This is a genomic window from Mycobacterium sp. E3251 (assembly GCF_001666835.1).
In the GTDB taxonomy this organism is placed as follows: Bacteria; Actinomycetota; Actinomycetes; order Mycobacteriales; family Mycobacteriaceae; genus Mycobacterium.
In genome coordinates, this window is sequence record NZ_LZJF01000168.1 from 1 (window position 1) to 11,449 (window position 11,449).

The window sequence follows — 11,449 nt, forward strand, 5'->3', positions numbered from 1 at the left end:
TATCGGCTCAGGCGCGGAGCGCTCTGGGGCGATCAGATGCACATACTTCGTGCCTCAACCGTTGTTGAGGCCGCGTCCACACGTGCGCTCGCCGGGATCAGATGCACCGGCCTCTGCTCTAGCCGCTGGCAGTACAGAATGTAGAATGTCTGCAATCTGGCCACAGTGCGGAAGGAACACGGCATGTCGACGGTGCGCAGTGCTCATTGACAGTCACCCCGAGAAGTTGGCGCGCAGGATCGCCGGCGTGTTGACGAACGACGCTCAGTTCGCGGCCGCCTTGCCGCGAGAAGACGTGCGTCGGTATGACGGTCGCCGCCAACGCTGGTCGGACCGAAGAAGATCGGCGGCTTCGTAGAGCGATGTGGCAGGGGGAGCAGCTTTGAGGCAACGCGCCAGGGTGCGCAACTCGCGCCATGCCGCCGGCACAGCGCGTGACGAAGCGGCTACCGTCCACCTGGGTTGGTCTATCCGCCGCGCCTCGCGTCCGCTCGCTGGATTGGCCACGGTCGCGGCGATTGGCTGCACTATTTCCGTTGCGGTTGGCCTGTTTCGTGGAGAATTCACCGATAGCGTTCCGCTGGTGGTGATTTCAGACCGGGCCGGTCTGGTGATGAACCCTGATGCGAAGGTCGAGCTGCACGGCATCCAGGTTGGCAAGGTCGCGTCGATCGAGAGCCGCCCGGATGGCACGGCTGCGATTCATCTCGCGATGGATCCGGCTCAGGTGCACCTCATCCCGGGGAACGTTCGAGTTGACGTAGCCTCAACAACGGTTGAGGCACGAAGTATGTGCATCTGATCGCCCCAGAGCGCTCCGCGCCTGAGCCGATAGAGCCCGGATATGCCCTCAACAGCGAACACGTCGCAGTTGATATCAACACGGTAATCGAGCGGCTGAGCGGGCACCGGGGTGTCGAAACCATTCGGCGCCCCCATTCGATCTGTCCCCGCAGCCACTGAAGCGGCGGCGGGTCAACGACGACTCCCGGCGACCCGCCCAGCGCCGGGGGCAATTGTATGCGAATATCCGCTCTCTTCAAAGAGAACAATTATTCCCGTTAAATCAGAACGCCGCTTCTCAGCCCATAGCAGCGGCGCAGATGAAAAACTTGTGCTTCACCTTCGTAAGCCCATGACGCAGAAGCTATTCTTCGGGGACAGCCGTGTACTTCTCGATCAGCTCTCGCTTATACAGCTTGCCGGCATCAGTGCGCGGTAGGTGCGCCTCGAAGTACAGCCCGCGTGGACACTTGTAGTGCGCCAGGCGATTCCGCAGCCAGGTGATCAGTTCCTCGGCGAGTCTCGTGGAAGCCAGAGCGGGATCCGACAGTTGCACCACGGCGGTCACCTTTTGCCCCATCACCGGGTCGGGCAGACCGAACACGGCGGCATCGACGACGAGCGGATGGCTGATGAGATGGTTCTCGGTCTCTTGAGGGTAGATGTTCACCCCGCCGGAGATGATCATGTGGTTGCGGCGATCGGTGAGATATAGGTAGCCCTCTTCATCGAGATAGCCGACATCGCCCACGGTGACCCACCCCTGCGCGCTGCGCGCCGCGGCCGTCTGCGCTTCATCGTTGAGGTACTCGAACGGATAACCACCCTCGTAATAGATCTCACCGACCTGGCCGGGTCCGAGCTCACGACCCTCCTCGTCGAGGATGTGCGGCGTGCCGAGCACCGGCTTGCCGACCGATCCCGGGTGGGCAAGCCAGTCGTCAGCGCGGATGAAGGAGATGCCCGCGCCTTCGGATGACCCGTAGTACTCGTCCACGATCGGGCCCCACCAGTCGATCATCTGTCGCTTGATCTCGGGTGGGCATGGCGCGGCGGCATGGACGACGCGGCGCAACGTGGATGTGTTGTAACGCGCCCTGATCTCTTGGGGTAGGCGCAGCATCCGGACGAACATCGTCGGCACAAATTGCGCATGCGTGACGCCATGACGTTGTATGCATTCCAGGGCCCCCTCGGCGTCGAACTTCTGCATGAGAACCGTTGTCGCGCCGATGGCTTGGGCGGCCATAGTCCACATGGCCGGCGCCGTGTGGTAGGTGGGGGCGGGGCTCAAGTAGACCGAGTCACGGCTTACGCCAAGCGCCTCGAAGACGGGTGTCGACAAACTCGAAACGCCGGAATTCGGCGATTTCAGCGGCCTGCGGATCCCCTTGGGACGGCCGGTGCTGCCGGCGGAATACTGCAACAGCTGGCCGTCACACTCGTCGGCGATCGGCGTCGAAGGTTCGGCGGCCACGCAGTCCGGGTAACGCCGCCACCCGTGGAGATCATCATCGGCGATCAACGCGACGGCTGGCAGGCCATCCCGGAGCTGGTCGGACAGCTGCTGGCATACATCGCGCATCGCCCGCGAGGAGATGATGGCCTTTGCGCCACTGTCTGCCATGACGTAGGCGATCTCGGAGTGGCCCAGGTTGGTGTTGACCAGCGTGTAGTACAGTCCGCTGCGCTTGGCCGCCCACATCGCTGTGTGGACGTGCTCGTTATTCTCCATCAGGATCGCGACGGTGTCCCCGGCGATCAACCCCGATCGTCGCAGGAAGTGCGCGAGTCTGTTCGCTCCGGCTTCGAGGTCTGCGAAGCTGACGAACGCCCCCGAAGGATAGAGGATCACAGCGGGTTTCGCGGATCCGGCGTAATCACGTAACTGCATGGAGGACCATCGATTCCCGCTCGATCCGGCGGCGTCGGTGCATCAGCGCGTGATGTCGTGGAACGCCTTCACGAGCGGCGACAGGACCTCGACTGCTTGCTCTCTGTCCTCCGGCACCGCCACCGTGAAGCGGACGTCGGTCACACCTGCCGCGACCAGTGCCGGTATCGACGCGACCGATGCGGCGTAGTCGATCGATCCGCCGTCGCCCTGCACGGCGCGCGCGACGCCTTGAACTTGTAAATTGCCGACCTCGCCGCCGAATGCGGATACCCGGTCCTTCATTGTCGTTATCGCCGCGGGGAGGTCGGCAAATGCCGAACCCCAGGGAATCCAACCGCTGCCGAAGCGCGCGATTCGCCGGGCGACCGCGTCGTTCACCGTCCCGCTGATCCAACACGGCACGCCACCGGGTTGCACCGGCTTCGGCATTTGGTGGATCGCGTCGAAGGACAGTTCGGGCGAATCATAGGACGCGCGTCGTTCGGTCCACAGCGTCTTGCAGACTTCCAACGTGTGATCCAGCAGCCGCCCGCGGTGAGCGAATGACAGTCCGGCGGCCTCGTATTCCTCTCGTTGCCAACCCACCCCGACGCCGAGATCGACGCGACCGCCGGAGAGCACGTCCAATGTCGCCAGCTGTTTGGCCAGGACCGCGGGCCGCCGCAGGGCGGCCAGCAGTATCGATGTCCCGAGTCGGATGCGCTCGGTGGTGGCAGCGATCGCCGTGAGGACGATGAGCGGTTCCAGCCAGCTGCCGTCGGGCCCGGTGGGTTGGCGGCCGCCGGACGCACCGCCCACCGAGGGATCGGCGTATGCCTCCAGGTTCTCGCCGAACACCACATGGTCGGAGACGACGACACGGTCGATGCCCGCAATATCCATTGCCCGTGCCGATGCCAGCGTGAGGCGCCAATCATGCTGCGGGCCATCGGTAAAGGTCCGCAAGTACAGCGAGATTTCCGGATAGCGCAACGTCACTCCCTTGCCTTACTCCAAGGCCGGTCCCAACGATCGATCGCCGCAACCTCTTTCAGCGACTTTCGCCGCACCGCATGATGCCCGCCCTTGGGCCAACCGACCGTCAGCAGGGTAGCGACCTTCCAGTCGTCGGGGATTCCGACCATTGACCGCAATTGATCCTCGCACGACCCGTGCCACAGGGTGATGGCGGCGCCGAGGCCCTGCGCGCGCGCCGCGAGCAGGAAGTTCTGCACGGCGGGAAAAATGGACCCGCCCTGCTGGAGTTCGGTGGTTCCACGCTGCGGCTGGACACAGAACAGCACTAGAACGGGTGCTGCGCCCCCAACGGTCATGTGTTCGGCCATCGTTCGCAGCACGCGCGATTTGGGGTCGTCGGCCCGGTCGTCGGGCAGGGAAATGCTGTAGAAGTCGGTCATTATTTCCCACGTGTTGCGGGCCGCCGCCGTGATGACGTCGCGCAAGCTGCTCGATCGCAGCACGACGAACTTCCACGGCTGCTGATTGCCTCCGGACGGCGCCCAGCTCGCCGCCCGCAGGCAGCTCTCGATCACCTCATCGGAGACGGGTTCGTCGCGGTAGCGCCGGACCGCCGACGCGGTGCGCATCACCTCCCAGACGTCGGTTGACGTCCGCGCGATGTCCCGCTCGCTCACGGCGCCCCCTTCGCGGGCAGCACGCCCCGCCAGGTTCCGCCGCGCACCGGGCCGGTCACCAGTGGCAGATCAAGGGTAGACAGCAAGCCTGGCGGCGCGACCATCACGGCGGGAATCGCGTTCAGCTCACGCATGACGGTCGCGTAGGTCAGGCCGCGCATGTTATTCCCGCGGCCATGCATTTCGATGTCGACGGTGTAGGTCGGCATGCCGTCGACGATGACTCGGTAACCACCGTGCGGTGAGGGGTGCCGCGGCCAGTCCGGCGCGGCGCCTTCGCCCATGCGAGTGACGTGTTCGAGGGTTACGCGCTCCTCACCGCCCACCATTCCGGCCAGCCTGAATCGCATTCCTCCCACGGTCCCGGGTTCGATCCATCCCGACGCGACCTCGTATCGTGTTGTGGCCAACCATTTTTCAATGGTCGTGTCGACGAAATCAAGTGGCAGGCCGATGCCGTCGGCAACGAGATGCACAGTTGGTGCCCACAATGCGGCCAGGCGCTCGGTCTCGAACAGCGGCGCCGGATGGTCCGGGTGGCAACCGAAACCCATGAAATCGAACATGATGTCGGGTTGGTTGATGGGCCCATAGTCCAGTATCTCGAGCATGGTGATGCCGTCGACGCGGCTGCTGAAGCCCGTCATGGTCAGCGCAATCACGTCGTTGGCCCATCCGGGGTCGACACCGCTGTTGAAGAAGCTGGCGCCGCCCTCGGCGCACGCCTCCTCGAGGAGTCTGACCGTTTCCTTGTCTGCGGCGGGCGGGTAGCACATCGGCACCAGCGAGGTGCACACCACATCCTTGCCCGAGCGCAGGCAGCGCGCAATGTCCTGTGCCGCCTCGTGGTAGCGATAGTCTCCGGAGGCGAAATACGCGACCACGTCGGCGTCCGTCGACAGTGCGGCACCGACGTCCCGCGTGGCGATGACACCGGTCGCCGGCATTCCGCACAGGTCACCCGCATCCCTGCCGTCCTTGACTTCGGCGTGGACGACCACGGCGGCCAACTCCAGCCCCGGGTGCGCGATGAGGGCGCGCAGCGCGCCGACACCCACCTGACCCGGACCCCAAAGAATCACTCGAGGCTTTCGTTGATCGGCCGCCATCGGCACCCCTTCCGGCCGTCATCGACCCAAATCGTGAGAACATATCTTCTCATAGAGAGATAACACCATTACCGGACTTGATGAGGAGCGGGGCCAGTGCTGCACGATTACGAATTCTTGAAGTGGGACACCTTCGATGACGGCATGATCGTCCGGATTTCGCTGAACCGCCCCGAGCAACGCAACGCCCAGAACCGCGGCATGCTGGTCGAACTCGATGACGCATTCACGCGGGCGGAGGCCGACGACGCCGTCCGTGTCGTCATCCTCGCCGGCGAAGGCCCGATGTTCTCATCGGGTCACGACATCGGTTCCAAGCAAGCGCGCGCCGAGTTCAGCCCCGGCCCGGCCCAGCACCCCACCGTGACCATCAATGGCGGGACGCGCGACGGTGCGGAAAGGACCATGCTGCAGGAATGGCACTACTTCTTTCAGAACAACCTCCGCTGGCGCAACCTCCGAAAAATCACCATCGCGCAGGTGCGCGGCGACGTCTTCTCGGCGGGACTCATGCTGATATGGGCATGTGACCTCATCGTCGGAAGCGAAGAGGTGCGCTTCGCCGATGTGGTCGGTACCCGGTTGGGTATGTGCGGGATGGAGTACTTCGGCCATCCCTGGGAGTTCGGGCCGCGGCGCACCAAGGAGCTCATGCTGACCGGCGACGCGATCGGGATCGAAGAGGCCTATCGCCTCGGCATGGTCAGCAAGATCTTCCAACGCGACGAACTGCCCGAGCGCACACTCGAGCTGGCAAGACGCATCACCAAAGTGCCCACTATGGCGGCCCTGCTGATCAAGGAATCGGTGAACCAGTCCGTCGACAACATGGGCTTCTACAACGCGCTGCAATCATGTTTCTCGTTGCACCAACTGAATCACTCGCATTGGGCGCAGATCCGCGAAGACAAGCTTCCGACCGCTGGCGAGGCTCAAGGGGTACCGAACTGGCGGACCGCTCCCCCGGTTGTCCTGGCGGTCAAGGACCAGGTCCGGTCCGAGGCGTGACCTCCCCGTCTTTGTCCGACCAACCGGCGCCACAACCGATGGGGGTGACCATCCCCGGCCACCTATTTGGCCAGCTGCCGTTCTACGACGTCGTCGACACACCCGAGTCCGTCATCGTCGACCTGCACAACCGACCGGACCTGGTGAACTACCGCGGGGCGCTGCAGGGGGGTTGGTCGCCACGCTCATCGACGTGGCCGGGGGCCGACTTGCCGTCAAGCATGCCGGTGACGGTGGCGGTGCGGGCACCGCCGACATGTCGATCCATTTCCTGGCACCGATCGTCGAGGGCCCCGCGCGTGCGAGCGCCACACTGCTGCGCGCAGGGAAGCGGATGATCGTGGTCGGTGTCGACGTGTGGGACGTGGGACGAGACCGCCTCGCGGCGCGGGCGACACTGAGTTTCGCAATCCTGGCGTCCCGCGGTCCCGGTCAGCCGGCGGCCACCCCGTAACGCGCATCGGCGACGCGGTCCAATGCGGTCGCGGGATCGCCGAAAACCATTGCCCAGCCGCGGACCCGACGGTAGTACAGCTGGATGTCACCCTCCATACCGAATCCGTATCCGCCGTGGGTGTGCAGGCTATGTCGCGTCGCGTCCCGCGCCGTCTCATAGGCGAAGGCGAAGGCCATGGCGGCCAGTTCGCGTACGCGGTCGGGCTCGTCGGTGAAGGCGCAGGCCGCCTTCAGGCCGAGCAACCGAGCCCCATCGGCGGCGGTGGCGCTGTCGGCCAGCGGGTGAGACACGGCTTGGAAGGAACCGATTGCGGCGCCGAAGGCGTGTCGTTGTTTGGCGTAGTCAACGCCGATCTCAACCGCCCGCTTCGCCGCGCCGGCCAACGCGAGCGCGGTCATTGCCAGCCACAGGTCGAGCGCGCGCGAGAATAGCTCGCTCGCCCCGGCTCCGTCGGCCAGCACGACGGGCTCATCCCCAATGGTGATGTCAGCCAACGGCATTGATGCGAGGTTTGTCACCGAGATGCGGTTGTCACCGACCGGCACTGCCAGCAACCGTCCCTCCGAAAGGGCAATGACGTGGTCTGCCACCGCCCCTCCGGGCACCAGCCCCAACCGCCGGGCGCATGCATTGCGAGGCGCGAACGTAACCAGTCGTTCGCCTGCGAGAACCGCGCCCAGCAACCCGGCGCCGGTCTCACCGGACTCGGCGAGCGTCCAGGCGGCGACCTGCGCTTCGATAACCGGTGCGGAGGCGAGTGCGCGGCCGCATTGTTCGGCGATCAACCCAAGGTCCAGCACCGAGGCGCCCCATCCTCCGGCAGCCTCATCGACCGCCATCTCAACGGCACCTATCTCTAGCAGCGCCTTCCACAGCTTGAGATCGAAGCCCGACGGCTCAGCCGCCCGGATGCGCTCGGAGGTCGACTCGCGCGTGAACAGTGCGGCGAACGAATCCGCCAGTTGCCTCTGTTCGCTCGTTAACGTCAGGTCCACGAAAGTCATTCCCTCACGTGCGGATATGGTTACTCTCAGAATTGAGATTAGCATTACCCCGCGCACCGCACGGGGATGCGTGCGACGAGAGATTGGCCTAGGCATATGCATTTTCAGCTCGACGCCGACACGGCGAGCTTCCGCGATGGGGTCCGAGCTCACCTTCGGGATGTGTTGAGCCCGGAGTTCGAGGAGCGCATCTATCGGACCGGCGTCGCACACGACGACGGGTTCGCCAAAGGTCTCGTCGACAAAGGGTATTTCGCACCGGGCTGGCCCGGCGAACTCGGCGGCCAGAACCGCAACGCATGGGACGAGCAGGTTGTCAAAGAAGAGCTCATGCGCTGTGACGCGCCGATGTACCTGTCCGAAACGACCAGGATGGTGGCGTCGATCATCCGCGAAATCGGCACTCCCGAGTTGAAGGATCGCATCCTGGCCGGAGCCATCAACGGTGACATCACCATCGCGCTCGGCTTCACCGAACCCGAATGCGGGTCGGACGTCGCGGCGGCTGCCACCAGGGCCGTCCGCGCTGGATCGGGAGAGGACGCCGACTGGGTGATCAACGGCTCCAAGATGTTCACCACCAACGGTCACATCGCCGATTTCATATTCCTGCTCGCACGCACCAGCCCCGACAAGCCCAAGCACAAGGGGCTCACGATGTTTCTCGTGCCTTGCGCGTCGGATGGCTTTGAGGCACAAGCGGTCTGGACCCTTTCCGGAGAGCGCACCAACATCACTTTCTACAGCGACGTCCGCATTGGAGACGAGTGGCGGATTGGCGACATCGACGGCGGTTGGGAGGTGCTGGGGCTTTCGTTACGATACGAGCACGCATCCGGGTGGGGCCCGCACCTGATTCGACTGTTGGACCATGCCGAACACTGGGCCACCACCACCCGGTCCGAGGATGGCGCACCGCCGATCGCCAGTGCCGACGTCCGGCGCCGGCTTGCCCGAGTCGCCATGGAAACTGAGGTGTCGATGCTACTCCAGCGGCGGTGCGTGTGGATCCACGAGCAGGGCGACATACCGGTGGCCGAGGGCCCGATGTCCAAGGTGTTCAGCACCGAGGCGCTCGAGCGCGCCAGCCAAGACGTGGTCGAATTGGTCGGCGCTGACGGCCTGCGTAGCTACCTCGAGCCCACTGCGCCAGAGCACGGGCGGTTCGAACACTCGCTGCGTTTCTCGCTAGGCACCACGATCTACGCGGGCACCAGCGAGATCCAGCGGTCGATCATCGCGCAGCGAGGGCTCGGCCTACCCCGTTAACTTCTTGACCCGGCGCGTCGGGGCCGTCCGTGGCCCGGCCTTGCGTGCAGGTCTGGCCTTGACGCCGGCGATGGGCGGCGTGACGGCCTGTTTGCACCACGCCCACAACTGGTCCTCCGTTAGCTTGGGGCCCTTGCCGCCGCCCAGGTGGAAGACGCCAATCTGCGCCAGTGCGGTGAGCGTGGTGTTCAGCAATGTGGTCAACTGCGCGGGGGTCATGTCCGTGCGGACCAATCCCGCGCGGGCACACGAGGTGATGATCTTCGTCAGCAACTTCTGGTGGGGCTCCCACACTTTGGCAAAGTCGTCCGGCCGCTCGATCTCGAGGCTCAGGTTGTAGATCGTCATGACCCGGCCGCCGACCGCTTCCGAAGACTCGGCGCGAGACAGCACCCCTCGGCAAAAGGCCTCGAGTTGCTCCATCGGGCCGTCGGCCGCGGCGACCTCCTGCCGGATGTCCTCGGTGAACTGACTCGTGACGTTCTCGTAAAGCGCCAACAAGAGTTCTTCTTTACCCGCGAAGTGTTGGTAGAACGCTCGCAGGCTCAGGTTCGACCTGTCGATAAGCGTCTGGATCGTGAAGTCGGCCTTACCCGACTCCTCCACCAACTCCAGCGCGGTGGCCAGAAACCGCGAACTGCGGGCCAGGGCGCGGGCCCGCGCCGTGCTCAGGCGCCGCTCGATCGTGCGCTGCTGCCACGTACCGGCCAGCTCAACATCGTTGTCAACCAGTTCCAAGCCGGTTTCGATCTCGCGGCTGGCAGGCTTCTTCGTAGGCATAGTGCGCACAAGAATACCCGCCTGCCGGAGAAAATGTGCGACCTACATACACGTGTATGTTGATTGTCACTTTACGTAATTGCTGGTTTCCAGGCTCTGCTGCGTTTGCCGATGGCCCCGGCCGCCCGGCGCGGATGCTTGCGGAAGCCCGCCGGAGCCCGGGGCTTCACGCAGGTTCAACCCCTCCGCGCATCCCGGGTACTGGTATCGAATCGCGTGCGGTACCGTGGAAACGGTGATTCTCATCTGCGAATCAGTGCGCCGTAATTGAGCCACAGGCCGTCGAAGGAGTGCAGCGTTGAGTGCAGACATTCTGATCGTTTCGCCGGACGACCACTTGGTGGAGCCGGCCGATCTGTGGACAAGCAGGTTGCCGGAGCGCTATCGCGACATCGGGCCGCGGATCGTTCGCACCAAGGGACGCATGGATCCCAGCGTCACTTCTGATGTCGCATTCGTCGAGGATGCCGACGGCCGCGACGCGGATATCTGGCGCTATGAGGACGCCGTCATCCCGATCCCACTGATCAGCGCTGCCGCCGGCTACGACCTCGACGAGCTCAGCACCGACCCGATCACCTACGACGAGATGCGCCCGGGCTGCTTCCGTCCAGCGGACCGGCTCGCGGACATGGACATTGCCGGCATCGAAGCGTCGGCCTGCTTCCCCAACACGCTGGTCCGCTTCTGCGGCCAACGGTTTCTGTACGGCAAGGACAAGGAACTCGCCAGATTGTGCGTCGAGGCGTACAACGACTTCCAGATCGACGAATGGGGCGGCAGTTCGAACGGGCGGCTGATCCCACTTGGCATCATCCCCCTTTGGGACGTCGAACTCGCCGCGAAGGAGGTCGAAAGGGTTGCCGCCAAAGGAATGCGCGCCGTGTGTTTCTCCGAGCTACCCAGCCGTCTCGATCTGCCGTCCATCCACAGCGGCTACTGGGACCCGTTCTTCGCCGCCTGTGAGCGCAACCAAGTGGGCATCATGTTGCACATCGGCTCGAGTTCTTCGCTCACGAAGTCCTCACCCGACTCTCCGCACGTGGTCACCAGCGCGCTCATGGCGGTTAACTGCACCATCGCCTTGGTCGACTGGCTGTTCTCCGCCAAGCTCGTCCAGTTTCCGGACCTCAAAATCGCGTTCGCCGAGGCGCAGGCCGGCTGGATCCCCTACTACCTGCAGCGCGTCGACGAGGTGTGGGAAGACCGTCGGGCCTGGGGTGGCATCCATCCGCTGCTGACCGAACCGCCGAGCAGCCAGGTGCCCGGGCGCGTCTACTTCTCCACCTTCGGTGACCCGGTCGCGTTCCGCATCCTCGATCTCGTCGGTCCAGACCAGCTGATGTTCGAGACCGACTACCCGCACAACGACACGAACTGGCCGAGGAGTCAAGAGGTCGCCAGCAAGGCGACGGAGGGTCTGGACGAGGAGACGAAGCGGAAGGTGTTGTCCACCAACGCCAAAACGTTCTTCGGCATGGTGTGACAGCCCGGCCCGCGACCTTCAA

9 protein-coding genes and 2 pseudogenes are annotated in these 11,449 nt (G+C 64.3%); 5 read left to right on the forward strand and 6 right to left on the reverse strand.

Annotated features, from left to right (window positions below; translation table 11 throughout):
• Positions 1-457 precede the first annotated feature (457 nt).
• A pseudogene (locus tag A5697_RS27390) lies at positions 458-790 on the forward strand (MlaD family protein); the annotation flags it as partial.
• A gap of 357 nt (positions 791-1,147) precedes the next feature.
• On the opposite strand, the gene fadD4 reads toward A5697_RS27390, so the two are convergent.
• Genes fadD4 through A5697_RS20920 form a run of 4 tightly spaced genes read right to left on the reverse strand, consistent with a single transcriptional unit; the run spans position 1,148 to position 5,396 of the window.
• The gene (gene fadD4, locus A5697_RS20905) at positions 1,148-2,677 is read right to left on the reverse strand and encodes a fatty-acid--CoA ligase FadD4 (protein ID WP_068011893.1); all 1,530 of its coding nucleotides are present in this window, start codon (positions 2,675-2,677) and stop codon (positions 1,148-1,150) included.
• Positions 2,678-2,719: 42 nt separating this feature from the next.
• Entirely contained in the window at positions 2,720-3,658 is a 939-nt protein-coding gene (locus A5697_RS20910) for a TIGR03619 family F420-dependent LLM class oxidoreductase (protein ID WP_068011894.1), read from the reverse strand.
• Positions 3,655-4,266 (reverse strand): nitroreductase family protein, encoded by a 612-nt coding sequence (locus A5697_RS20915; protein WP_068011949.1) that lies wholly within the window; start codon positions 4,264-4,266, stop codon positions 3,655-3,657. Before A5697_RS20915 ends, A5697_RS20910 begins: the two co-directional genes overlap by 4 nt.
• Before the next feature lie 44 nt (positions 4,267-4,310).
• Positions 4,311-5,396, reverse strand: coding sequence for a dihydrodipicolinate reductase (locus A5697_RS20920; protein ID WP_068011950.1), 1,086 nt, complete (start codon positions 5,394-5,396; stop codon positions 4,311-4,313).
• Positions 5,397-5,522: 126 nt separating this feature from the next.
• Here A5697_RS20920 and A5697_RS20925 point away from each other — a divergent pair, with 126 nt between their 5' ends.
• Both A5697_RS20925 and A5697_RS20930 read left to right on the forward strand, forming a co-directional pair.
• On the forward strand, positions 5,523-6,431 hold the full coding sequence (locus tag A5697_RS20925) for an enoyl-CoA hydratase (protein WP_068011951.1): 909 nt from the start codon (positions 5,523-5,525) through the stop codon (positions 6,429-6,431).
• A 38-nt stretch (positions 6,432-6,469) separates the two neighbouring features.
• A pseudogene (locus A5697_RS20930) lies at positions 6,470-6,885 on the forward strand (PaaI family thioesterase).
• On the opposite strand, the gene A5697_RS20935 reads toward A5697_RS20930, so the two are convergent.
• Positions 6,864-7,883 carry an acyl-CoA dehydrogenase family protein gene (locus tag A5697_RS20935; RefSeq protein WP_068011952.1) on the reverse strand — a complete coding sequence of 340 codons (1,020 nt, stop codon included), beginning with the start codon at positions 7,881-7,883 and terminating at the stop codon, positions 6,864-6,866. The pseudogene A5697_RS20930 and the gene A5697_RS20935 overlap by 22 nt on opposite strands.
• 105 nt (positions 7,884-7,988) lie before the next feature.
• On the opposite strand from A5697_RS20935, the gene A5697_RS20940 reads away from it, so the two are divergent.
• Positions 7,989-9,161: an acyl-CoA dehydrogenase family protein gene (locus A5697_RS20940; RefSeq protein WP_068011895.1), complete on the forward strand. Its 1,173-nt coding sequence runs from the start codon at positions 7,989-7,991 to the stop codon at positions 9,159-9,161.
• On the opposite strand, the gene A5697_RS20945 is transcribed toward A5697_RS20940, so the two are convergent.
• Complete coding sequence (locus A5697_RS20945; protein ID WP_068011896.1) at positions 9,150-9,941, reverse strand: TetR/AcrR family transcriptional regulator; 792 nt, start codon at positions 9,939-9,941, stop codon at positions 9,150-9,152. The genes A5697_RS20940 and A5697_RS20945 overlap by 12 nt on opposite strands.
• Positions 9,942-10,239: 298 nt before the next feature.
• Between A5697_RS20945 and A5697_RS20950 the strand changes: the two genes are divergently transcribed.
• Positions 10,240-11,427, forward strand: a complete 1,188-nt coding sequence (locus A5697_RS20950) for an amidohydrolase family protein (protein WP_068011897.1) — start codon at positions 10,240-10,242, stop codon at positions 11,425-11,427.
• Positions 11,428-11,449 lie beyond the last annotated feature (22 nt).